General features: G+C 64.0%; 20 protein-coding genes. 13 read left to right on the top strand and 7 right to left on the bottom strand.

The genetic code is table 11. The features are described from left to right. Positions 1 to 41 precede the first annotated feature (41 nt). Complete coding sequence (locus IAG25_RS31895) at positions 42 to 1,982, top strand: CaiB/BaiF CoA-transferase family protein (RefSeq protein WP_255504093.1); 1,941 nt, start codon at positions 42 to 44, stop codon at positions 1,980 to 1,982. Here IAG25_RS31895 and IAG25_RS31890 read toward each other — a convergent pair. The 3 genes from IAG25_RS31890 to IAG25_RS31880 are packed head-to-tail and all read right to left on the bottom strand — an operon-like array spanning position 1,924 to position 5,606. After that, a complete protein-coding gene (locus tag IAG25_RS31890; RefSeq protein ID WP_187608407.1) occupies positions 1,924 to 4,419 on the bottom strand; it encodes a hybrid sensor histidine kinase/response regulator in 2,496 nt (831 codons plus the stop codon). The two genes, IAG25_RS31895 and IAG25_RS31890, sit on opposite strands and share 59 nt — an antisense overlap. Beyond that, on the bottom strand, positions 4,382 to 4,756 hold the full coding sequence (locus IAG25_RS31885; protein WP_187608406.1) for a hypothetical protein: 375 nt from the start codon (positions 4,754 to 4,756) through the stop codon (positions 4,382 to 4,384). Before IAG25_RS31885 ends, IAG25_RS31890 begins: the two co-directional genes overlap by 38 nt. Then, positions 4,728 to 5,606, bottom strand: coding sequence for an SDR family oxidoreductase (locus IAG25_RS31880; protein WP_187608405.1), 879 nt, complete (start codon positions 5,604 to 5,606; stop codon positions 4,728 to 4,730). The genes IAG25_RS31885 and IAG25_RS31880 overlap by 29 nt, the downstream gene beginning before the upstream one ends. 105 nt (positions 5,607 to 5,711) lie before the next feature. Here IAG25_RS31880 and IAG25_RS31875 point away from each other — a divergent pair, with 105 nt between their 5' ends. Then, a complete protein-coding gene (locus IAG25_RS31875; protein WP_187608404.1) occupies positions 5,712 to 6,563 on the top strand; it encodes a LysR family transcriptional regulator in 852 nt (283 codons plus the stop codon). 4 nt (positions 6,564 to 6,567) lie between these two features. Here IAG25_RS31875 and IAG25_RS31870 read toward each other — a convergent pair whose 3' ends face one another. Beyond that, entirely contained in the window at positions 6,568 to 7,908 is a 1,341-nt protein-coding gene (locus tag IAG25_RS31870) for an aminotransferase-like domain-containing protein (protein WP_187608403.1), read from the bottom strand. A gap of 82 nt (positions 7,909 to 7,990) precedes the next feature. Here IAG25_RS31870 and IAG25_RS31865 point away from each other — a divergent pair, with 82 nt between their 5' ends. From IAG25_RS31865 to IAG25_RS31820, 10 genes are all read left to right on the top strand, one after another. Further along, positions 7,991 to 8,605: a DJ-1/PfpI family protein gene (locus IAG25_RS31865; protein ID WP_187608402.1), complete on the top strand. Its 615-nt coding sequence runs from the start codon at positions 7,991 to 7,993 to the stop codon at positions 8,603 to 8,605. 198 nt (positions 8,606 to 8,803) lie between these two features. Continuing rightward, positions 8,804 to 9,499, top strand: a complete 696-nt coding sequence (locus IAG25_RS31860) for a GntR family transcriptional regulator (RefSeq protein ID WP_255504091.1) — start codon at positions 8,804 to 8,806, stop codon at positions 9,497 to 9,499. Between the two features lie 20 nt (positions 9,500 to 9,519). After that, entirely contained in the window at positions 9,520 to 10,785 is a 1,266-nt protein-coding gene (gene mtnK, locus IAG25_RS31855) for an S-methyl-5-thioribose kinase (protein WP_187608400.1), read from the top strand. Between the two features lie 11 nt (positions 10,786 to 10,796). Then, a complete protein-coding gene (mtnA, locus tag IAG25_RS31850; protein ID WP_187608399.1) occupies positions 10,797 to 11,876 on the top strand; it encodes an S-methyl-5-thioribose-1-phosphate isomerase in 1,080 nt (359 codons plus the stop codon). After that, positions 11,873 to 12,544, top strand: coding sequence for an L-fuculose-phosphate aldolase (locus tag IAG25_RS31845; protein WP_187608398.1), 672 nt, complete (start codon positions 11,873 to 11,875; stop codon positions 12,542 to 12,544). Before mtnA ends, IAG25_RS31845 begins: the two co-directional genes overlap by 4 nt. Before the next feature lie 73 nt (positions 12,545 to 12,617). After that, positions 12,618 to 13,733, top strand: a complete 1,116-nt coding sequence (locus IAG25_RS31840; RefSeq protein ID WP_187608397.1) for a sugar ABC transporter substrate-binding protein — start codon at positions 12,618 to 12,620, stop codon at positions 13,731 to 13,733. A gap of 58 nt (positions 13,734 to 13,791) precedes the next feature. Then, on the top strand, positions 13,792 to 15,306 hold the full coding sequence (locus IAG25_RS31835) for a sugar ABC transporter ATP-binding protein (RefSeq protein ID WP_187608396.1): 1,515 nt from the start codon (positions 13,792 to 13,794) through the stop codon (positions 15,304 to 15,306). Then, positions 15,303 to 16,304, top strand: coding sequence for an ABC transporter permease (locus IAG25_RS31830; protein WP_035502068.1), 1,002 nt, complete (start codon positions 15,303 to 15,305; stop codon positions 16,302 to 16,304). Before IAG25_RS31835 ends, IAG25_RS31830 begins: the two co-directional genes overlap by 4 nt. 681 nt (positions 16,305 to 16,985) lie before the next feature. Beyond that, positions 16,986 to 17,996, top strand: coding sequence for a dihydroxyacetone kinase subunit DhaK (locus IAG25_RS31825; protein ID WP_187608395.1), 1,011 nt, complete (start codon positions 16,986 to 16,988; stop codon positions 17,994 to 17,996). Between the two features lie 12 nt (positions 17,997 to 18,008). After that, a complete protein-coding gene (locus IAG25_RS31820) occupies positions 18,009 to 18,635 on the top strand; it encodes a DAK2 domain-containing protein (protein WP_187608394.1) in 627 nt (208 codons plus the stop codon). Between the two features lie 12 nt (positions 18,636 to 18,647). On the opposite strand, the gene proP is transcribed toward IAG25_RS31820, so the two are convergent. After that, positions 18,648 to 20,120, bottom strand: a complete 1,473-nt coding sequence (gene proP / locus IAG25_RS31815) for a glycine betaine/L-proline transporter ProP (protein WP_187608393.1) — start codon at positions 20,118 to 20,120, stop codon at positions 18,648 to 18,650. Positions 20,121 to 20,557: 437 nt separating this feature from the next. On the opposite strand from proP, the gene IAG25_RS31810 reads away from it, so the two are divergent. Beyond that, positions 20,558 to 20,815 carry a hypothetical protein gene (locus IAG25_RS31810; RefSeq protein WP_187608392.1) on the top strand — a complete coding sequence of 86 codons (258 nt, stop codon included), beginning with the start codon at positions 20,558 to 20,560 and terminating at the stop codon, positions 20,813 to 20,815. Here the strand turns inward: IAG25_RS31810 and IAG25_RS31805 are convergent, their stop codons facing one another. Then, entirely contained in the window at positions 20,816 to 22,423 is a 1,608-nt protein-coding gene (locus IAG25_RS31805) for an ABC transporter substrate-binding protein (RefSeq protein WP_187608391.1), read from the bottom strand. 85 nt (positions 22,424 to 22,508) lie between these two features. After that, positions 22,509 to 24,146: an AMP-binding protein gene (locus IAG25_RS31800; protein WP_187608390.1), complete on the bottom strand. Its 1,638-nt coding sequence runs from the start codon at positions 24,144 to 24,146 to the stop codon at positions 22,509 to 22,511. Position 24,147 lies beyond the last annotated feature (1 nt).

The raw sequence follows: 24,147 nt of genomic DNA, 5'->3' as shown, positions 1-24,147 counted from the left end.
GGCGCAGACGCGCCAGCCGTGGAGATACGGAGAAGGAGACGATGATGCTGGAAGATTTGCGGGTACTGGCTTGCGGCGGGCGCGATGCGGTAAAGCTGTGCGCGACGCTGCTCGAACGGGCAGGCGCTTCGGTGGATTTCGAAGCGGCGAATTCGGTGGATTACGACGTGATCGTCGTATCGTCGGATGTCGATCATGCGGCCGACTGGAAAGCATCGGGCATGCATATCGTGTGCGATATCACCGCGACAGGCCCGCAAGACTCGCGCGCCGGCACGCCGTGGACCGACGCGCAAATCCAGGCGATGAGCGGCCTCATGGACACGACAGGTTTCGCGCACGGCGCGCCCGCGCGCATCGGCATTGCGCTGACGGAGATATCGGCGGCGCTTTATGCGGCGGCGGCCATCGCGTCGGCGGTGCGCGTGAAGCGCCTGCGCGGCATCGTGCAGAACATCGACGTCACGCTGATGGGTTGCGCCGCGAGCGCGCTCACGACCTTCCTTCCCGCCGCGTTCGCCGGGCGCAGCGCGGCACGCGTGGGCAATCGTCATCCGGCGTGCGCGCCGTGGAACGCATATCGCACGCGAGACGGCTGGATTCTCATCTGCACGAGCACCGAGGAGCAATGGCGCAAGCTGCGGCAGGAAGCGCGCGTGCCCGCACTCGACGATGCGCGCTTCACGACACTCGCCGGGCGCGTCGGTCATGTCGATGAACTCGACGCGCTCATCGAAACCTGGACGACGACGCTCGCCACGGAAGACTGCACGCGCATTTGCGAGCGCATCGGCGTGGCGGCGGGGCCGATCGTCGGCATCGCGGATCTGCACGACGAGGCGAATTTCCGCATGCGTCATGCGCAGGCCGCGCGCTCGATCGAAGCGAACGGCATCGATGGGCAAACCTATCGGCAGGTCTCGATCTTCGAAACGTCCGCATTGAGCGACACGCCCGCCGTCGCGAAGCCGGAAACACGCACGCGCGACGGCAACACAGCGCCGCTCGCGGGCGTCAGGGTGATCGAGATCGGGCAGTACACGACGGCGCCGCTCGTCGGCAAGCATCTCGCGGCGCTCGGCGCCGAGGTCGTGAAAATCGAGCCGCCCGACGGCGAGGTCGCGCGTTCGTGGACGCCGGGGCAGGGCGGCACCAGCTATTTCTTCGCGCTCAACAACACCGACAAGCAGACGATCGCGCTCGATCTCAAGCACGAAGCCGATCGCGCCCATCTGCGCACGCTGCTCGAAGACGCCGACGTGCTCGTCGAAAATCTGCGTCCCGGCGCGCTCGCGAAGCTCGGCTTCACGCGCGAGACGCTCGGCGCGATCAATCCGCGCCTCGTGTATTGCTCGATATCGGGCTTCGGCATCGCGTCGGCGTATCCGTCGCGGCCGGCGTTCGATACCGTCATTCAGGCGATGGGCGGCCTCATGGACCTCACGAAAAGCGACGGCGCGCCGGTGAAGACCGGCGCATCGGCCGCGGACATTCTCGGCGGACAGGCCGCGCTTTTCGCGATCGTCGCGCGGCTCGCAATGCCGTCGGATGACGCGGGCACCTTCATCGAAATTTCGATGCAGGACGTCGCCGCGTGGTGCGCGTTGTTTGCGGCGGGCAAAGGCGCGTCGCGCGGACAGACGCTCGCCTGCCTCGACGGCCATATCTGGACAGAAGCCGACATCACCGACGCCGAACGCGCGCGCTGCATCACGCAGCCGAAAATCGCGGCGGCCCGAAGCATCGCGCAAGCCGTGCCGGTGATGCGCGTGGACGAGCTGCTCGAAGACAGCGACTTTCTCGCCGATGTCCTCTCCGCCGCCCGCGACGCGAACGGCGCGTTCTGGCCGGTGCTGAAGGTGCCTTATCGACTCGCGAAAACGCCCGCGCGCGTGCGTGCGGCTCCCGGCGCGCCCGAAATCGTCAGACGCGCGCCGCCAGCGCCAGCACGCGCTCCAGTTCCGGAAGATCGACCGGCTTGACGAGATGCGCATCGAAACCGGCGGCGCGCGTGCGGGCGATGTCTTCGTCGGAACCGAGGCCGGTCATCGCCGCGACGATCACTCGATTGCCATCGTCACGCATACGGCGGATCACGTCGAAGCCCGTCATGCCGGGCATCGACAGATCGAGCAGCACGACCTGCGGGCGATGCGCTTCGAATGAATCGAGCGCGCCCGGCCCGTCGTAGGCGGCGCGCGCGTGGTGGCCGAGCATATCCACGAGCAGCGTCATGCTGTCGGCGGAATCGCGGTTGTCATCGACGACGAGCACGTCTAGCTGACGGCTCGCCACGACGGACGGTGTTCCGCCAGCCGGCGCGCCGTTCGCGGGCGGCTCGGCGAGCGGCAGCCAGAGCGAAAACGCGCTGCCTCGTCCCGCGCCGCCGCTCTTCGCCTCGACATGGCCGCCGTGCAGTTCCGCGATCGCGCGCACGAGCGTGAGGCCGATGCCGAGACCGCCTTCGTCCGGATGCGCGCCCGGCGGATGCTCCTGCACGAAGAGATCGAACACGGTGCCGAGCGCTTCGGAGGAAATACCGCGGCCCTCGTCGGTCACGCGCACCAGCACCGAGCCGCCGCGCGGGCCGACTTCGAGCGTGATCGTCGAGTTCGGCGGGCTGAACTTCGACGCGTTGTTGAGCAGGTTGTTGAGCGCCTGCACGAGCCGCGTCGGATCGCCGTTGACGAAAAGCCGCTGGCCGTTCGCCTTCACGTCGATGCGTTGCGCGCGCTCGTCGCAGAGCGGCTGGCTCGCCTCGACGCTCAGATGCACGACATCGGCGATATCGACGGTCGCGGTCGTCAGGCGAATCTTGCCCGAGCTGACGCGCCCGGCTTCGAGCAGATCGTCGACGAGCCTCGTCAGATGCGCGAGCTGACGATCGACGATCTGGCGGCTACGGGTCACCTCGGCGTCGTCGCACGCCTTGAGTTTGAGAATGCTCACCGCGTTGCGGATCGGCGCGAGCGGATTGCGCAGTTCGTGGCCGAGCAGCGCGAGAAACTCGTTCATGCGCCGGCTCGACGCTTCCAGTTCTTCGAGACGCCGCCGCGCGGTCATGTCGCGCGTGATCTTGACGAAGCTCTGCTCGCCGCCGTTGCCGCCGGGCAGCGCGCTCAGCATGACGTGCGCCCAGAACTCGGAGCCGTCCTTGCGCACGTGCCAGTCTTCGTGCTCGACGCGGCCGCGTCGGGCGGCGAGCGCGAGGTCGTCGCCGGGACGGTCGCGGCCGTGCTCGTCGGAGGTGTAGAAGAGCGCGAAGTGCCGGCCGATCGCTTCGGCCGCCGTGAAGCCGTAGATCGCGCGCGCGCCGTCGTTCCACGAGCGCACGTAGCCGTTCTGGTCGACCATGCAGATCGCATAGTCGCTCACCGAGTCGATAAGCAGGCGCAGGCGCTCGTTCGCCTCGGTCGCGACGTGCCGGTCGGTGACGTCGTGCACGAAGCACGCGAACTGGCGCTGGCCTTCGTACCAGACTTCGCTGATCGTCAGCTCGGCGGCGAACTCGCTGCCGTCGCGGCGCAGCGCGGGCAGCTCGAAACGCCGGTTGATCATGCGCGCCTCGCCCGTCGCGAGATAGCGCGTGAGACCGGCGCGATGCGCGTCGCGAAAGCGCTCCGGCATGATATGCGACGCGAGTTCGCGGCCCGCCACTTCTTCGCGCTTCCAGCCGAAGAGCAGCACGGCGGCCTCGTTCCAGTCGACGACCATTCCCGCCTCGTCCATCGACACGAACGCGACATGCGCGTTGTCGAGCACGGTCTGACGGCGGCGCATGGCGTCGGCGAGCTTTTTCTCGTACTCGATGCGCAGCGACGACTCGACGGAGAGATCCGCCGACACGCTGGCGTTTTCCTTCAAGAGCTTGCGGTTTTCCTGCGCGATGTCCTCGCGCGCGATGGTCTCCGCGATGCACGCGCAAAACGCATCGAGAATGCTGATGTCGGCTTGCCCGAAATGATCGACTTCGCCGGAAATGAGCTTCAGCACCGCGACCGAGCGGCCTTCGTAGACGACGGGCGCGACGACCATCGACACGGCGCCGACCGCCTCGCACGCGGCGCGGTCGACGCGATGGTCGGTCGCCGAATTGCGGCAGATGAGCGCCTGCTGGCGCGTGATGCAAAGTCCCGACAGGCTGCCGGCAGTAGGCAGCCGCACGCCGATGTGCGCCGCCGCCGCGCCGCTCGCCGCGCGATAGACGAGCGATTCGCCCTCGATCCACTCCACCACGGCGGACCCGACGCCCGCGACTTCTCTCAGCGTGTCGGTGACTTTTTGCAGATAGGCGGGCAGCGGTAGCCGCGCGTGGGCGAGGCTCGCAAATGTGGCGAACCATCGCTGGAAATGCGCCAGACGCTCATGTTCCGCCTTGATATTATTTTCCGGGCTCGACGCCTCGTATTGACTCCGCATGGGCCATTTCCAATCGATGGATCGCGACGATGAATCGCGGAGGCATCGGGGTTTGCAAGACGGATAATCGCGTCAATTGAAGCATAAATATAGCGGCAATCGTTTGCCATTTCGGGGATTTTTGAAGGTGGATTTTGCCGGATGCGCGGACAAGGCCGCCGCCGTTGGGGCTGACGGCGTGTGCGGTAAATATGCGCCGGTCGTACAGATTAATATCGTGAGTATGAATTTCACGTGTCAAGCCGGGCTTCGGTAACTTCGGCGTTGTTTTATCGAGCCCGGTATTTTTAATCCGCTTTAACGTCGAGTCATTGCGCGATCCATTCGCGTGCGGCATCGGCGGCGAAATCGCGATATGCGCGCGGCGGACGGCCGAGCAGCGAAGTCAGGCGCGCGATTTCCTGTGACGACGCCACGGCTCCGTCCTGCTGATAGCGCTGCATCATGAGACGCATGTCGTAGGCGAGCCATTCCGGGCCCGCGCCTTTCATGCGCGCTTCGAGGGCGTCGAGATCGTCGCCGCCGTAGCGGATCTCGCGTTGCAGCGCGTCGCGCCAGATTGCCGTGATGCTGTCGGCCGTCAGCGCGTCGGGGCCGGCGAGTTCATAGGTTTCGCGCGGCAAGGGCGCGTCGCTGCGTTCGCGGCGCAGCAGTTCGCGCGCGGCGGCATCCCCGATATCGCGCACATCCACCATCGAAATGCCTTTGGCGCCGATCGGCATGCCATACACGCCGTGATGCAGCAGCGCATCTTTCAGGCGGATGTCGTTCTGCATGAAGTACGCGGGGCGCAGGATCGTCGCGGGCAGATCGCAATGCTCGATCATGCGCTCGACAGTGTGCTTGCTGGTGAAGTGCGGCACGTCCGTGTAGACATCCCCCTTGAACACCGACAGATACACGATGCCCTTCACGCCCGCCTCGCGCGCGATGCTCATCGCTTGCAGCGCCTGAGTCAGCTCGTCGGCGGCGTTGGGCGCGAGCAGAAAGAGCGTGTCGATGTCCTTCATCGCTTCGCGCAAGGTGCCGATTTCGCTCAGATCGCCCTTGACCGGCGTCACGCCCGCTGCAAAGTTCGCGCGCTCCGGCGAACGCGTCAACGCGCGCACGTTCGCGCCGCTGTCCTTCAAATGGTCGAGAACCTGTGTGCCGATCACGCCTGTGCTGCCCGTCACGAGAATAGTCATGTCGATCTCCTTGGATACGTTGAGTACAGCACCTACGATAGACGTTCCGCTCGCGAGCCGAAAGACCATGATTCGAGACGGTTCGTCTCATCGATGGAACGAAAAATGGACCTCACCGCACTCGCCGATTTCAACGCCGTCGCGCTCCACGGCGGTTTCGGACCCGCCGCGCGCAACACGGGCCGACCGAAAGCCACGCTCTCGCGGCGCGTCGCGGAGCTGGAGCAAAGTCTCGGCGTGCGGCTCATCGAGCGCGGCTCGCGCATGCTGCGGCTGACCGAGGAAGGCCGCGCGCTGCACGAACGCACGCGCGGCCTGCTCGCCGACATCGACGACGCGGCCGAAGCGATTCGCTCGCGCGCGCCCGTGCCACGCGGACGCCTGCGCGTGAGTGCGCCGATCGTGTTCGCGCACGTCGTGTTGCCGCGCATCGCGTCGCGTTTCGCGTCGGCGTATCCGCAGGTCGAGCTGGAGATCGTCTCCGAAGATCGTGTCGCGGATCCGGTGCAGGACGGCTACGACCTCGTCATCCGCATCAATCCCGATGCCGACGAGCTTCTCGTGGGACGCCGCATTGCGACCGACCGGCGCGTGCTGGTCGCGGCGCGCGGCTTCACGATCGATGAAAGCGCATCTTCCTTGCCTGCCGTCGTGCTCGCGCGTGCGGACAGCGCGGCATGGCGGATTCAGGGCGACGACGGCCGCGAGCGCACGATCACGCCCGAACCGGTGCTGCGCCTGTCGTCGTTGCTGATGGCGCGCGAGGCGGTGCTCGAAGGCGCGGGCGCGGCGTTGTTGCCGGGCTTGCTGGTCGAACCGGAGATCGCCTCGGGACGGCTCGTCGCGCTCGGTCTGGATGCGGGACCGCCCGTCGAAATCTGGGCGCTCTACAGTTCGCGGCGTTTGCTGAGCGCGAAAGTGCGGGCGTTTCTGGACATGCTGCAAAGCGCGGCGTGAGCGTTCATATATCGATGTGCGTTTCGACAATCTCTCTGACCTTCCCCAACGCTTCCCTCAACGTTCCCGCATCCACCGATCCCAGCGCCAGGCGCAACGCGTGCGGCACCTGTATCGCGGTACAGAACGGCTCGGCCAGCGACACCGAAATGCGCTCTTCCATCAGCGCCGCCGCGATGCGGTCCGCGCGTACTTCCCCGGGCATCGGCAGCCATACGAAATACGAAGCGGGATGCGCGACGCGCTTCAGCCGTCCCAACGCGCTCGCCGCGATAACCTGCCGCGCCGATGCATCCGCGCGCTTCTCCGCTTCGAGCCTGTCGACCGTGCCATCTTCGAGCCAGCCGCACGCGATCGCCGTCATCACGCCGGGCGTGTTCCACGTCGTCACTCTGATCGCGCGCTCGATCTTCGGCACCCATTCGAGCGGCGCGACCACATAGCCGACACGCAAACCCGTCGCCACGTTCTTCGAAAATCCCGAGACGTACACCGTGAGTTCGGGCGCGATCGCGGCAAGCGGCGGCGGAGCGTCGTCGGCGAGAAAGGCGTAGGCGGCATCTTCGATGATGAAGAAGCCATGCCTGCGCGCAAGCGATGCCAGTTGCCTGCGCCGCGTCGCCGTCATCACCCAGCCGAGCGGATTGTGCAGCGTCGGCATCGTGTAGATGGCGCGCACGCGTCGTCGCTTGCATAGCGCATCGAGCGCGTCGGGATCGGGGCCCGCGCCCGACGCCGGCAGCGGCGCGAGTTCGAGCCGATGCGCCTCGGCCAGCAGCTTGAATCCGGGATAGGTAAGGCTATCGACGGCGACCACGTCGCCGGGCTTGAGCAGCGCCATCACGGTCGTGGCGAGGCCGTGTTGCGCGCCATCGACGAGCATGACGCGATCCGCGTCCACATCGAGCCCACGGCGGGCGAGATGACGCGAGACCGTCGCCCGGTCGCGCGCGCGTCCGCCGTGCGGCTGGTAACGCAACAGCGCTTCGAGATCGCCCGCCGATGACAACTGCCGCAACGCATTGCGCAACAACTCCGCCTGACCGGCCAGCGCGGGATAGTTGAAGTTCAGATCGACCGTGTCCGCGGCGATGGCGACCTGATCGATGCCAAGCTCACGCGCGAGCGTCGTTTCCTTCACGAAGGTGCCGCGTCCCGTTTCGCCGCTGACGAGACCCATCGCGTTCAACTCGGCGTAGACGCGCGTCGCGGTCACGATGCCGAGTCCCTCGCGCGCGGCAAGCTCACGATGCGTCGGCAGGCGTGTGCCTGCTTTCAGACGACCGGACCGAATGTCCTCGACGAATCGATCGACGATCTGTTTGTAGCGCGGCGGTTTCGGCATGTATTCATGACAATTTTTTGATTGTATTCATTCTGGGCCGTAGCATGGACACATGCAACACATGCGCTGAAAGGAGCACAACATGCATATCGCCATTCTCACCTTCGAGGGCTTCAACGAACTGGATTCGCTGATCGCGCTCGGCATTCTCAATCGCGTGAAAAAGCCGGACTGGAAGGTGTCGATCGCGTCGCCATCGGAAGAAGTGCGTTCGATGAACGGCGTCGTGCTGAAGGCGCAAGCCACGCTCGACGACGCCGCGAACGCCGATGCCGTGATCGTCGGCAGTGGCAGGCTGACGCGCCAGGTCGCCGCCGATGCGTCGCTGATGGCGCGCATCAGGCTCGATCCCTCGCGCCAGTTGCTGGGTGCGCAATGCTCGGGCACGCTCATTCTCGCGAAACTCGGCCTGCTTCAGGACGTGCCCGCCTGCACGGACGTGACGACGAAGCCCTGGGTCGAGGAAGCGGGCGTGCGCACGCTCGATCAACCCTTCGTCGCGAATGGCAACGTTGCGACGGCGGGCGGATGCCTCGCATCCCAGTATCTGGCGGCGTGGGTGATCGCGCGGCTCGAAGGCATCGAGGCGGCGCGCAGTGCGATGCATTACGTCGCGCCTGTCGGCGAAAAAGATATCTACGTCGAGCGCGCGATGAAAAACATCACGCCTTTTATCGACGCCGCCACGCTCGCGTAAAGACGAAAAAATAGTGCACTGCAAAGCCCGTCGCGAAGCGCGCGACGGGCGCATTCGTGCTGCACCCGCATAAAGAAAAGCCCTCATATAAAGCATTAAACGCTTCGGGAAAGTCCTTACAGAAACATCAGACGTCTGATGTATATTTCAGGGACTGCCATCCCAGAGACCCTCATGCGCCTGAGCGTCGAGCGATCGATGAGCGACAAGATTCAGGAGTCGCTTCTCACCATGATCCGCGAGCGCAAGCTCAAGCCCGGCGATCAGATTCCCACTGAAATGGAGCTTTGCGAGCTGCTCGGCGTCGGCCGTTCCAGCCTGCGCGAAGCCGTCGCGCAGATGATCTCGCATGGCTTGTTGTCGCGTCAGCAAGGCAAGGGCACCTTCATCAGACAAATTTCGCTGAAGCTGCACGGCGGGCTCGATGATCTGATGTCGGTGACGGACATGATTCGCAGCGTGGGCGCGGTGCCGTCGACGAGCCGTATTCAGATGGAGACCGTCGCGGCTTCGGAGAGTCTCGCGGAAAAGCTCGCCATCGCGCGTGGCGAACCGTGCGTGAGAATCGAGCGCGTGCGGCGCGCGGACGACGCCATCGCTGCGTATTGCATCGACACGATTCCGAAGCACGTGTTCGATGCCGCCGAGGGCGAGCTTGGCGAGTCGCTCTTCGGCATGTTCGCACGCACGGGACGGCGGCTGTCGCATACGCATACGTCGATACAGCCGACCATTCTCACGCCGCGCGACCTGCCGGAACTGGGCGACGGCTTTGGCCTCTTTCTGCTGCTGGACGAAGTGGATTTCGATCAGAGCGGCGAGCCGCTTTGCTATAGCAACGACTACTACAACACGAGCATCTTCAAGTTCGATCTGGTGCGCAAGCGTCGCTGAACATCGGAGGAGACATACCGATGGAGTTTGAAGCTTTCACCGCGCAGGAGCTCGCCGCCTATCTCGGCGACGTGCCCGATGTGCGCGCGCTGCTGGGCGATCCCGACGATCTCGACGTCGTCGAAGTCGGGGACGGCAATCTGAACTACGTGTACTTCGTGACGAATGCGAAGGCGCCCGGGCGCAGCGTCGTCGTCAAGCAGGCGCCGCCGTTTCTGCGGCTCGTCGGCAAGACGTGGCCGCTTTCGTGTCAGCGCATGGAGCACGAAGTCGCTGCGTTGCGGCGCTTCGGCGCGCTGTGTCCGCGGCATGTGCCGAAGGTTTATCACGCGGACAGCAAGCGCTTTCTCGTGGTGATGCAGCACCTCGCGTCGCATCGCATCCTGCGGCAAGGTCTGATGGATGGCGCAATGTATCCGCGTCTCGCGGATCATCTTTCGACCTATCTCGCGCACACGCTTTTCTACGGCTCCGATCTCTTTCTCGCGCCCGATATCAAGAAGCACGCGGCGAGCGCGGCGGTCAACTGGGAGCTGTGCAAGATCACCGAGGACCTCGTGTTCACGTTTCCGTTCGAGGATCATCCGTCGAACGTCTACAGTCCCGCGTTGCCCAAAAGCGCCATCGAAAGGCTGAGAACGCACGAGCCATTGCGCATCGCGGCGGCCGACATGAAGTGGGCCTTCATGAATCACGCCGAGACCTTGCTGCACGGCGACCTGCATACCGGTTCGATCATGGTCAACGAAGACGAGACCTTCGTGATCGATCCCGAGTTCGCGTTCTATGGACCGATGGGCTTCGATGTCGGCGCGGTGATCGCGAATCTGCTGCTCGCGTTTTTCTCGCGCGACTGGCACGGACGTATCGACGGGCGCGATCCCGTCCAGTATCAGGAATGGCTGCTCGAACAGATGGTGCGCATCTGGAACGGCTTCAGCGCGCAATTCGTCGAGCTATGGCGCGACAACGAGAGCCGCAGCAAGCGGCGTTTCATCGGCGCGGACGCGGAAAGCCGCGCGCTCACGGCGTATCGCGCGCATTTCATGCGGCGTCTCTTGGCCGATACGCTCGGCTTCGCGGGCTGCAAGATGATTCGACGCATCGTCGGCATGGCGAAGGTCGCGGAGATCACGCGCATTCCGGATGCGCAGGCGCGGGCGCATATCGAAGTGCGCTGTCTGCGTTGCGCGGAAGCGCTGCTCGTCGAGCGCGCCACGCTCGGCGATATCGAACAGGTGGCGACGCTCGCGCGCGAGATTCAGCGCGACATCGCGACGATGTGACAGGAGACCTCATGGCTTCGCAGCCCTTGTTCACGACGCTTCCGCCGACGATCGAATGGCGCGACGGCGATCTGTTGCTGCTCGATCAGACGCGCTTGCCGCATGAGATCGTGGTGGAGAACGTCGCCGATGAGAAAGCGGTTTGGCGCGCCATTCGCGAGTTGCGCGTGCGTGGCGCGCCGGCGATCGGCGTCGCGGCGGCGTATGGGCTGTGCATCGCGATGCGCGGATCGACCGCGCTGCCCGTCGCGCAGTTTCGCGCGGAGCTGGAACGTCATGCGAACTGGCTCGAAACGGCGCGGCCTACGGCAGTGAACCTGAGCTGGGGCGTGCGGCGCATGCTGCGTCATTCACGCGATGTCGATAGCAACGATGCCGCAACGCTCTACGAAGCGCTCGTCGAAGAAGCGAAGCGGATACACGAAGAAGATCGGGCGCTGTGCGAAGGCATCGGCGAGCATGGCATGCCGCTCATTCGCGAAGGATGCGGCGTGCTCACGCACTGCAATGCGGGCGCGCTCGCGACGACCGGCATCGGCACCGCCACTGCGCCGATCTATGCGGCGCATCGCGCGGGCATCGCGTTCAAGGTCTATGCCGATGAAACGCGTCCGCTTCTGCAGGGCGCGCGTCTCACGGCGTTCGAATTGCAGCAGGCGGGCGTCGATGTCACGCTCATCATGGACAGCGCCGCCGCGTCGATCATGTCGCAAGGGCTCGTGGATATGGTCATCGTCGGGACGGACCGCGTCGCCGCGAATGGCGACTTCGCCAACAAGATCGGCACGCTGGGGCTCGCCATCGCCGCGCATCACTACGGTATTCCGTTCTATGTCGCCTGTCCTTCATCGACGCTCGATCTAGAGACGCCGAGCGGTTCACGCATCGAGATCGAGGAGCGCGATGCCGAAGAAGTCACGCATCTCGCCGGACGACGCATCGCGCCCGATGCCATCAAGGCGCGCAACCCCGCGTTCGATGTCACGCCGCATGCGCTCGTCAGCGGTTTCGTCACGGAGCGCGGCATCGTGCATGCGCCGTTCGAACGCTCGCTGAGAACGCTGTTCGCCGCAGAGGGGAACGCCGCATGATCGCGGCCGATGAAAGCGCGCTGCGCCGCGCGATCGTCGCGACGTCGCTGGAGATGGAGCGGCTCGGCATCAATCAGGGCACGTCGGGCAACGTGAGCGCGCGATATCGCGAAGGCTTGCTGATCACGCCGAGCGGCGTGAGCGCGCGCGAGCTCGACGAGAAGCAGATCGTGTGGCTGCCGCTCGACATCGCCGACGATGCCGAGCTTCTGCGCATGGAGCGGCCGTCGTCGGAATGGCGCATTCATCGCGACATCCTGCGCGCACGCGGCGATATCAACGCCGTCGTGCATACGCATTCGATCGCGGCGACCGCGCTCGCCATTCATGGACGCGATATCCCCGCGCTGCATTACATGGTCGCGGCGGCGGGCGGCAAGTCGATACGCTGCGCGCCGTATGCGGTCTTCGGCAGCCAGCAGTTGTCCGATCATGCGCTCGACGCGCTCGACGATCGCCGCGCGTGTCTGCTCGCGCATCACGGCGTGATCGCGCTCGGCGCTAACCTCGCGCGCGCCGTGTGGCTCGCGCATGAAGTGGAAGTGCTGGCGAAGCAGTATTTGTTGGCGTTGCAGATCGGCGCGCCGCCCCTGCTTTCCGATGAACAGATGGATGAAGTGCTGGAGAAGTTCAAGACTTACGGCAGGCGCAACACGGAGGATCGCTGAAACGCGTGGGCGGGAAGCGAAGCCTCATCGAAGCGAAAAATCGCATTGAACAACTCGTACAACGGAGACAGCCATGGCCTGGAGTTCGGCAAGATTCGACAGTTGGGGAACGTTCGGCAAATCGAGCGGCGCCGTATTGCTATGCGCGGCGGCCGCGTTGAGCGGATGCTCGAAAAGCGACAACTCGTCGTCGACGAGCAGCACGAGTTCGGCGGCGAGCGCGAGCGCACCGGCAAGCGCTCCGGCGAGCGCGCCGGCCGCGACCGCAGCGGGCGGCAAGCCCAAGATCGGCTTCTCGATCGCGACATTGAACAACGCGTTCTTCGTCGGACTGAAGGCGGGCGTCGAGCGCGGCTCGAAGGATCAGGGCTTCGATCTCGTGCAGACCAACGCGAACGGCGATGCGCAACAGCAGGTCAACGATGCGATCAACCTGCTGAGCCAGGGCGTCACTGCGCTCGTGCTCAATCCGATCGATTCGAAGGCGATCATTCCCGCGGTCGAAAAAGCCAACTCGATGAACATTCCGGTCTTCACGCTGGATCGCGGCTCGGATGGCGGCAAGGTCACGTCGTTCGTCGCGTCGGATAACGTCGCGCTCGGCCAGACGGGCGCGAAGTGGATCGCCGAGCAACTGAAGAAACGCTATGGCGAGGAGAAGGGCAACGTCGTCGATCTGATCGGTCTTGTCGGCACGACGGCCGCGACGGACCGCGAAAAGGGCTTCAGCGAAGAGATCGCGAAGTATCCGAACATCAAGGTGGTCGCGCGTCAGGAAGGCGCGTTCGATCAGGAGAAGTCGCTCAACGCGATGACGAGCATCCTGCAGAAATATCCGCAGATCGATGCGGTGTTCGGCGCGAACGACGACAACACCGTGGGCGCGGAAAAGGCCATCGACAACGCGGGCCGTTACAAGCCGCTCGGCGACAAGGAGCATATTCTCGTGATCGGCGCCGACGGCACCGCGCAGGCGCTCTCCGCGATCCGCGCGGGCAAGCAGGACGCGACGATCTCGCAGAACCCGATCCAGATGGCGGCGAAGTCGCTGCAGTTCATCGCGGACTACAACGCGAAGAAGGACGTGCCCGCGAACTACGCATGGCCGACGATGCTCATCGACAAATCGAACATCGATTCGGATGAGGTGAAGAAGTACGGCCTGTGGTCCGAGGAAGTGAAGCAGTAAGGGCAACCGGCGGCCGCGCGTTCCAGCGACGCGCGGCCGCATACGGAATGCACACGGAATGCACGACATGAACGTGGAAACCGAAGCGCCTTTGTTGCGCATGCAGGGCATCGTGAAGAGCTTTCCCGGCGTGAAGGCGCTGCGCGGCGTGAGTCTCGACCTGCACGCGGGACATGTGGTGGCGATCGTCGGCGAGAACGGCGCGGGCAAGTCGTCGCTCGTGAAGGTGCTGTCGGGCGCGTATGAACCCGACGAAGGCACGATCGACATCGACGGCATGCCGCTCGCGCGCGGCACCCATGCGGCGATCGATGCGGGCGTGGCCGTCATCTATCAGGAGCTTTCGCTCGTCAACGACATGACGGTCGCGGAGAACCTGTTCCTCGGCCGCATGCCTTCGCGCAACGGCTTCGTGAGGATGCGCGACGCCAACACGATGGCGCGCGAGGCACTGGCGCGCGTCGGCCTCGACAACGTGCAGCCGTGGATGCGGCTCGGCGATCTGCCGTTGAACAAGCGGCAACTCGTCGAAGTGGCGAAGGCGATCGCGCGCGATGCGCGCATCCTCGTGATGGACGAACCGACCGCCGCGCTGCAAAGCCATGACATCGCCAATCTGTACGCGGTGGTGCGGCGGCTGCGCGCGGAAGGCATGGGCATCATCTTCATCTCGCATCATCTGGAAGAAGTGTTCGAGCTGGCGGATTCCGCTGTCGTGATGCGCGATGGCGCGACCGTCGGCGCGCGCCCGATGTCCGAATGGACCGAGGCGGATCTCGTGCAGGCGATGGTCGCGCGCAATCTCGAATCGTTCTATCCGTGGGAACCGCGCGACTATGGTCCGGTCGTGCTCGAAGTGCGCAATCTCGCGAGCGCGCCGCTGCTGCGTAACGCGAGCTTTTCGGTGCGCGCGGGCGAGATAGTGGGCATTGCGGGCATCGCGGGGGCGGGGCGCACGGAATTGCTGAAGACGATCTTCGGCGCGCTGCCGGTGACGGATGGCGAGCTTCTCGTGAAGGGCAGGAAGATCGCCAATCATTCGCCGACGCAGGGCGTGCGTCACGGGCTCGTTTATACGTCGGAAGATCGCAAGCTCGAAGGGCTCGTGCTGGAAGCGAACATCGAAGAGAACATTGCGTTGTCGAGCCTGAAGGCGCTGGCGAGCGGCGGCTTCGTGAGCCGCGCGAAGAAGCGCAAGCTCGCGCAGGATGCGAGCGCGCGCTTCGGCGTGCGTGCGTCGTCGGTGTTGCAGATCACGGGGACGCTTTCGGGCGGCAATCAACAGAAGGTCATTTTAGGCCGCGCGACCGCGACGAGTCCGGTGGTCATCATGCTCGATGAACCGACGCGCGGCATCGACGTGGGCGCGAAGTCGGAAATCTACGCGCACATGGTGACGATGGCCCGTGCGGGCGCGGCCGTCGTGATGGTGAGTTCGGAGCTGCCGGAGTTGCTCGGCATGTCGGATCGCGTGCTGGTGATGTATCGCGGCAGCATCGTGACCGAGATCGCGCGCGACAAGGCGGATTCGGAAACGGTCATTCAGTGGGCAACGACAGGAGCAGGCGCATGACCTCCACGGCAGCCGATCGTTCGGATACGGAGGCGCTGTCGCGCCGCGTGATCCGTCAATTGAGGAGCGGCATCGGGCCTTTGTTCGCGGCGCTCGTCATCATCTGTATTGCGTTGTCGATCGCATCGCCCGAGTTTCTCACCACGAGCACGCTCACGAACATCATGGTTCAGGTGTCCGTGGTGGGCATTGCGGCGGTGGGCGGCACGTTCGTCATCATCACATCGGGAATCGACCTGTCGGTCGGCTCGCTCGTCGCGTTGAGCGGCATGGTGGCGGCGACCGTCATGGCGGGGTCGAGTCCGGGCGCGGTCGGGTTGGGCGTTGCGGGGCTGGGCGTCGCGCTCGCGGTGGGCGCATTCGCGGGCGCGCTCAACGGGCTCGTGATCTCGTGGCTCAGGCTCGTGCCCTTCATCGTCACGCTGGCCGCGATGGCGATGGCGCGCGGCCTCACGCTCGCCATTTCCGATGGCCGCACGAAGTTCGATTTCCCGAACGCGTTCACGATGTTCGGTGCGAAGACCGTCGCGGGTCTGCCGATGCCGATGATCGTCATGTTGGTCGTGTTCGTCGCCGGGCATGTGTTGTTGCGCAAGACGACGTTCGGGCATCAGGTGTTTGCCGTTGGCGGGAATCAGGAAGCGGCGCGGCTTGCTGGCATTCCTGTTAGGCGTGTGGTGTTTTTTACTTACATGCTTGCGGGCGTTACGGCGGCGATCGCCGGGATCGTGCTCGCCGGGCGGCTGAATTCCGCTTTGCCTTCGGCGGCTAATGGGCTCGAGTTGCAGGTTATCGCGGCTATTGTTATTGGGGGGACTTCGCTGGCGGGGGGGCGTGGGTCGATTGTCGGTACGTTCATTGGCGTGGTGCTTATTGGCGTCATCAACGTCGGCCTTTCGCTGCTCGGTGTGAATCCGTTCTGGACTCAGTTCATTCAAGGTGGGGTTATTTTTGCTGCCGTGTTGCTCGATGCGCTCAGTCAGCGGAGGAAGGTTTGAACTCTTTCTTCTATGGAATCCTGTGTTCGCGGTGGTCTATTAGCACTGCCCCTCCCCGGGGCGGGGGTCACTTTCTTTGCTGCTGCAAAGAAAGTAACCAAAGAAAGCAGCTCGTTTAAGCCCGCGGTCACACGTAGTTTGACCATGCTTGCCAGCCGCAAGTGGCACTCGCCTAAGTGTCGCCCTCGAAGGACTTACCGAGCTTGGCTCGCGCACGGTCCGACAAGCTAGTGATGTTAGGGCGCTGGTTCAGCACGAAATAGCTTCGGCACAGCGCTACGCGCTGCCGTTGGGTATGCGAGGGAAACCGTCGAGAAAAGATGGAAGCATCAGCAAAGAAGCACACGCACACCCGATTGACCGGTCGGCCGCGTAGCGGGCTGGAGCCATTTGGTGCTGAACCAGTGACGCAAGCGGCACGAGGCGACAGACCGTGCGCGAGCCAAGCCCGGTAAGTTCTTTGAGGGCGACACTTAGGCGAGTGCCGTTGGCGGCTGGCAAGCATGGCCAACGTGCGTGTGACCGCGGGCTTAAACGAGCTGCTTTCTTTGGTTACTTTCTTTGCAGCAGCAAAGAAAGTGACCCCCGCCCCGGGGAGGGGCAGTGCTAATAGACCGACACGAAAGCAGGATTCCACGAAACCGCAAGCGAACTAACAAAACACAGGAGCCGCAGAACACCATGAAGAAAATCATCAACCACCCAGAATCCTTCGTCGATGAGATCATCGAATCGCTCCTCCTTGCCCATCCGCAATGGATCAAACCCGCGACTGAAGACCACCGCGCGCTGGTCCGCGCCGACGCTCCAAAACCGGGCCGCGTAGGCATCATCACCGGCGGCGGCTCCGGCCACATGCCGGGCTTCCTCGGCTACGTAGGCGAGGGCCTATGCGGCGGCGTAGCGGTCGGCAACGTATTCTCGTCGCCATCGTCGGAACAAATCTTCGAAGCGACGAAAGCCGTGAACGGCGGCGCCGGCGTCCTCTATGTCTATGGCAACTACGGCGGCGACGTACTCAACTTCGACCTCGCAGCGGACCTCGCGGAAGCCGAAGGCATCGACATAAAAACGGTAGTGCTCACCGACGATGTCGCCTCCGCACCGAAAGACCGCGCGGACGACCGGCGCGGCGTCGCAGGCATGGTGTTCGCCTTCAAATGCGCAGGCGCAGCCGCCGAACGCGGCGATTCGCTCGACGATGTCGCGCGCATCTGCGCCAAGGCCAACGCGAACTGCCGCACGATGGGCGTCGGCCTCTCGCCCACGATCCTGCCCGCAGCCGGCAAGCCCACGTTCACGCTGCCTGAAGGCGAAATGGAGATCGGCATCGGCATTCACGGCGAGCCGGGCACGCATCGCGGCAAGCTCGAATCCGCCGATGCCATCGCGGAACGTCTCACCGGACAAATCATCGGCGATCTCGCCGCGCCCAAGGGTTCGCGCGTGGCGCTGCTCGTCAATGGCCTGGGCGCGACGCCGCTCGAAGAGCTCTATCTGCTGTATCGACGTTCGTCGAAACTCATCGCCGACGAAGGGCTGAAGATCGCGCGTTCGTATGTCGGCGAATACGTGACGAGTCTCGAAATGGCCGGCGCGTCGATCACGGTCATGCTGCTCGACGACGAACTCGAAGCGCTGCTCGAAGCGCCCGCGCGTTCGCCGTTCTTCCGCGACGGCACCGAGTCCTGAAAGGAGCATGCGATGAGCGTAACCAGCAAGGAACTGCGGGACATCCTCACGCGCGCGCTCGGCGCGCTTCCCGCACATGCCGATGAACTCCGCGATCTCGACGCGGCGCTCGGCGATGGCGATCTCGGGATCACGGTGCAGTCGGGATCGGCGGCGGTCATGAAGGCATTGGGCGCGTTGCCCGAAGAAGTGACGCTCAACGAAATCATGCTGGCCGCCGCCAAGGCATTTTCGACGGCGAATCCATCGACGTTCGCGGCGCTCGTCGGCGGTGGTCTGCTGGCCGCCGCGAAGACGGTGAAGGACAAGGACGCGATCGGCCGCGACGAAGCGCTCGCGATCGGCCAGGCGGTGGCGGCGCGCATCATCGAACGCGGCAAGAGTCAGGTCGGCGACAAGACCGTGCTCGATGCGCTCGTGCCGAGTCTCGATGTGCTGGCCGCATCGCAAGGCAGCGCGACGGACACGCTCGACGCGATGATCGCAAAGGCCAGCGAACAGGTCAGCGCGACGGCCACGCTGCAATCGAAAAAGGGCCGCGCCGCGTGGGTGCAGGAGCGCAGCGTCGGGCACGCGGACCCCGGCGCGACCGCTTACGTCAGGTTTCTCGAAGCGTTGAGAAATGCGCTTGCGGCATGAATGCGGAGGCGTTCACGCACGCTTCTTTTGCGGAACGACCTCGCGCTCGCGCCTGCCCGATTGAACGACCTTCAGCTTCTTGCGCGTGAGGGCGAGCGCTTCCGCCTTCGTGGCGACACACGGCCCCGAGCCGAGCAAGGGCTGACGCGCCGTCTCGCGCAACGCGAGCACGGACACCACGCCGATCACCGATGCCGCCATCAGGTAATACGCGGGCATCATCAGATTGCCCGTCGCATCGACGAGCCATGCCGTGACGAGCGGCGTCGTGCCGCCGAACAGGGACACGGACACGTTGAAGCCGATCGCGAGCGCGCCGTAACGAATGCGCGTCGGAAAGAGCGCGGGCAGCGCCGAAGGCATCACGCCCGTGAAGGTGGAAAGCAACGCGCCGAGTATCAGCAGGCCGAGGAACACCGGCAGCAGCGCGCCCGTGCGCACCAGCAGAAGCGCGGGAATCGACAGCGCGAAAAGCCCGATGCAGCCGAAGAGCATCACCGGCTTGCGGCCGATCAGGTCGGAGAGATGGCCCGCGAAGAGCGTCATCGGGATCATCAGCACCATCACGAGCAGCACGAGAAAGAGCCCGTGCGTTTCGTCGAAATGCAGTGTCGCCGACAGAAAGCTCGGCAGGTACGACAGCGCCATATAGTCGGTGACGTTGAAGATCAGCACGAGCCCGACGCATTGCATCATCGGCCTGAACTGCTGCGAGAGAAGCTCGGTGAAGCGCTGCTTCGGACGCGACCGTTCATGCGCCTCGCGTGTCTCGGCTTCCTTCTTGAACGCCGGCGTTTCTTCGAGCTTCATCCGGATGTAGAGGCCCACGAGACCCAGCGGGCCCGCGATCATGAACGGCACGCGCCAGCCCCATGACAACAGCGCGTCGTGCGAAAGTGTTGCCGTCAGCAGCGCAACCGTGCCCGCGCCGAGAATATAGCCCGCGAGCGTGCCGACTTCGAGAAAGCTGCCGTAAAAGCCGCGCCGCGCGTCGGTCGAAAATTCGGCGATGAACGTGGCCGCGCCGCCGTACTCGCCGCCTGTGGAGAAACCCTGCACGAGACGCGCGACGAGCAGGAGCACGGGCGCGAGAATGCCTATCGAGTGATAGCTCGGAATCAGGCCGATGCAGAACGTGCCGGCGGCCATCATGATCATCGTCATGGCGAGCACGCGCTGGCGGCCGATGCGGTCGCCGAGCGGGCCGAACACCATGCCGCCGATCGGGCGCACGAGAAAGGCGGCGGCAAACGTGCCGAAGGTCGCGATCAATTGCGCGGAAGGACTGCTCGACGGAAAAAATACTTTGCCCAGCACGACGGCGATATAGCTATAGACGCCGAAGTCGAACCATTCCATCGCATTGCCGAGCGCCATCGCGCCCACGGCACGTTTCAGAAGAGCGTGATCGACGACGGTGATATCGCCCAGCGTGAGATGCGGTGACGATTTGCTGCGGGCATTGCGCTCGTGCGAGGGGCTCAATTGTCTCACTCCTGATTTTCAAGGCGAACACGAAGGACTGCGGTGTGGTCGCGCAGAAGGCCGCCGATGAGGCACGCGGCCCTCGGCATGATGTTTCCAGAGTGTGCGGATCGGGGCGCGCGCATGCCTTCGCTCACGCGTCCGGAACACGGCAGAAAACGACACACGTGCGTTCGTGCTGTCGGATTGCGTCGCACAGGCGTGGCGCCAAGCGTTGGCCGTCATCCGACATGCGTGTGCTTCGACGGCTATCGAGCGTCAGGCGCAACGCCTTTATTTACGGGGCTTTGAGCGGGTTGGAGCGATGCGTCCATCGTCATTGGCACAGGCCATGCAATGGATCAGGCGGGCGCGATGCTTTCGGCATGATGATTCGATTCCGGTAACCGTGTTGATCGATCGCGCCTCTTTTTATCGACACATTCACGGGGATCGCCATGAGAGCGAAGACCATCAGCATTCTTCTCGCTGCGAGCGCGGCGCTGTCAGCCGTGCCCGCATTCGCGGACGATTCCGGCAAGGTCACGCCGGTATCTCACGGCACGACAGCCGTTCATATGACGCACGCGAAGAACGACACGCACGATATGCCGGATGCCGCCACCAGCGCGGTCGGTGGCGGCGATGCGTACAAGACGCAGTCGGGCAAGCGCGAAGAGCGCGACAGCATCGATGCGTGGTTTCGCGGAGGCTGATCAGTCGAGCGTGATGCCGTCGAAGCGATGTCCGCCGAGCGGGCTGATCAGATAGCCGTGCACACGCTTCGAGATCGGCTGGAAGATGTTGGCGTGCGCGAGCGGCGTGTACGGCACCTGATCCTTGAAGACCACTTGCGCTTCTTCATAGAGCTTCGTGCGCGCGTTCTGATCGGTGACGAGGCGCGCTTTCGCGAGCAGATCGTCGAACTGCTTGTTGCACCACTTCGCCATGTTGCTTCCGTGGACCGCATCGCAACCGAGCGTGGTGCCGAGCCAGTTGTCCGGATCGCCGTTATCGCCGAGCCAGCCGTAAAGAATCGCGTCGTGCTCGCCGTTCGTTTTCGCGCGCTTGTTGTACTCGGCCCATTCGTACGTGACGATATTCGCCTTCACGCCGATCTTCGCCCAGTCCGATTGAATCAGTTGCGCCATCAGACGCGCGTTCGGGTTATAGCCGCGCTGCACGGGCATCGCCCATAGCGTGATGGTGAAGCCGTTCGGAAAGCCTGCTTCCTTCAGCAGTTCCTTCGCCTTCGCGGGATCGCGCGGCGCGTCCTTCAACGCCTTGTTATAGGACCATTGCGATGGCGGCATCGGGTTGGTCGCCATCGTGGCCGCGCCTTCGTAGACAGTCTTGATGATCGCCTGCTTGTCGATCGCCATGTCGAGCGCGCGGCGCACGTTCACGTTGTCGAGCGGCTTGTGCGTCGTGTTGTAGCCCACGTACGCGACATTGAAGCCGACGCCCGACAGCACCGTGAGCTGCGGGTCCTGCTTCGAAGCGCCGATATCGGCGGGGCGCGGAAACGACGTCACCTGGCATTCGCCGCTCGACAGCTTTTGCTGGCGCACGGCGGCATCCGGTGTAATCGAAAAGACGAGCTTGTCGATATGCACGTCCTTCCGGTTCCAGTATGTCGGATTCGCGTCGTAGCGGATCGTCGCATCCTTCTGATAGTCGCGGAATACGAACGCGCCCGTGCCCACGGGCTTTTGATTGAGGTCCTCGGGCTTGTTCTGCTTCAGCAATTGCGCGGCATATTCCGCCGATACGATCGACGCGAATTCCATCGCGATATTGCGCACGAATACGACATCCGCGGTCTTGAGCGTGAACCGCACGGTGTAGTCGTCGAGCTTCTCCACGGACGCGATGTTCTTGTCATAGCCGAGATCGGTCAGATACGGAAAGCTGACCGGATGCGCCTTCTGGAACGGATCGTTCGGATCGATCATGCGCTTGAACGTGAACACGACATCGTCCGCGTTGAAGTCGCGCGTGGGCTTGAACCACGATGTCGATTGAAATTTCACGCCGTGCCGGAGATGAAACGTGAAGGTCTTCGCATCCGGCGCTTCGTCCCATTTCTCAGCGAGACCGGGCACGAGATCGAGCGTGCCGCGTTTGAATTCGACGAGCTGGTCATAGACGGCGTGAGCGCCCGCATCGAAATCGGTGCTCGTGGTGTACTGCGCGGAATCGAAGCCGGCGGGACTGCCTTCGGAACAGAACACGAGCGTCTTGCTCGCGGCGGACGCGGTTTGCGCGGTGATTGCAAGCGCGGCGGAAAGAGAAACAACAAGGAAACGTCGTGAAAGAAGCATTTTTCTTGTTCGCTCGGAAGAGTGGGCGAGCCGCCTCGCGGCGGGCATGACCCGTACTCTACCAAGCAAACGTCTTTCCTTCCCGCTACATCGAGCGCAACGCGAAGCGTTTGAGCTTGCCCGTTTCGGTGCGCGGCAACGCAGTGAGAAAGGCCACGACGCGCGGATATTTATAAGGCGCGACAGTGCGCTTCACGAAGTCCTGCAATGCGGCGACGAGCGCGTCGTCGCCCGTGAAGCCGGGATTGAGCACGACGAATGCTTTCACCACTTGCCCGCGCGTTTCATCGGGCACGCCGATCACGCCGCATTCCGCAACGGCTTCGTGCTGCATCAGCACGCTTTCCACTTCCGGGCCGGAAATGTTGTAGCCCGCCGATACGATCATGTCGTCGGCGCGCGCCTGATAGAACACGTAGCCATCTTCACCGATCATGACGGAATCGCCGGGCAGATTCCATCCGTCGCGCACGAACTTCGACTGACGCTCGTCGGCGAGATAGCGGCAGCCCGTCGGGCCGCGCACCGCGAGCTTGCCGAGCGTATTGGGCGGCACGGGCTGCATTGCATCGTCGACGGCCTGCACGACGTAGCCCGGCACCGCGCGTCCGATCGCATGCTCGCGCACGTCCGCGCCCGCCGACGAAATGAAAATATGGATCATCTCCGTGCCGCCGATGCCGTCGGTCATCTCGATGCCGCTCGCTTCGCGCCATAGCGTGCGTGTCGAATCGGGCAGCGCTTCGCCCGCGGACACCGTCTTTTTCAGGCTCTTCACGTCGAAGCCCGCGATGAGCGGCGCCATCTGCCGGTAGAAGGTCGGTGCGGTGAACATGATCGTCGCGCGATAACGTTCGACGGTTCGCAGCAGCGTTTCCGGCGAGAGCTTTTCGAGCAATACCGTCGATGCGCCCACGCGCAGCGGAAAGCAGAGCAGGCCGCCGAGCCCGAACGTGAACGCGAGCGGCGGCGTGCCGCAGAACACATCGTCCGATGTGGGTTCAAGGATGTGTCGGGGGAAGAGATCGCACATCGCAAGCACATCGCGATGGAAGTGCATGCAGCCCTTCGGCGCGCCCGTGGTGCCGCTCGTGAACGCGATGAGGCACACGTCGTCGGCGGCGGTATCGCAGGCATCGAATTGATCGGGCATCGCCGCCGCGAGCGATTCGAGCGAACCGGGCGCGTCGTCGTGAAACATGAGAACCCGCGCGAGTCCTTCGCAATGGAACTCGTCGCCCTTCGTCTCGCAGCGTTTCAGTTCTTCGGTCAGGCGCACATCGCATAGCGCCGCTGAAATATGCGCCTTGTCGATGATCTGCTTCAGCTCCTTCGCGCGCAGCAGCGGCATGGTCGGCACGACGACGAGACCCGCCTTCAGCGCCGCGAAGAACGCGACCGCCATCTGCAAGGTATTCGGCCCGCGCAGCAGCACGCGGTTGCCCGGACGCAAGCCCATTTCATCGACGAGCACATGCGCGCTGCGATTCACGAGCGCGCGCAACTCGCGATAAGTCGTCGCATGCGGTTCGCCGTTTCGCTCGGACCAGATCGCGGGACGATCGCCGTAGCCGCGTTCGATTGCGCGATCCAGCAACTCGGTCGCGCAATTGAAGCGGGCGGGATAGGCGACATCCGCGTTGTCGAGCATGAACACCGGCCATTGTTCCTGCGGCGGCAGATGATCGCGCGCGAATGTATCGACGTGTGCTGACCGTTCCATC

The organism is Caballeronia sp. EK, assembly GCF_014384845.1.
Classification (GTDB): Bacteria; Pseudomonadota; Gammaproteobacteria; order Burkholderiales; family Burkholderiaceae; genus Caballeronia; species Caballeronia jiangsuensis.
The sequence above is the reverse complement of the archived record's forward strand: the minus strand, read 5'-3'. Positions and strand labels throughout refer to the sequence as shown.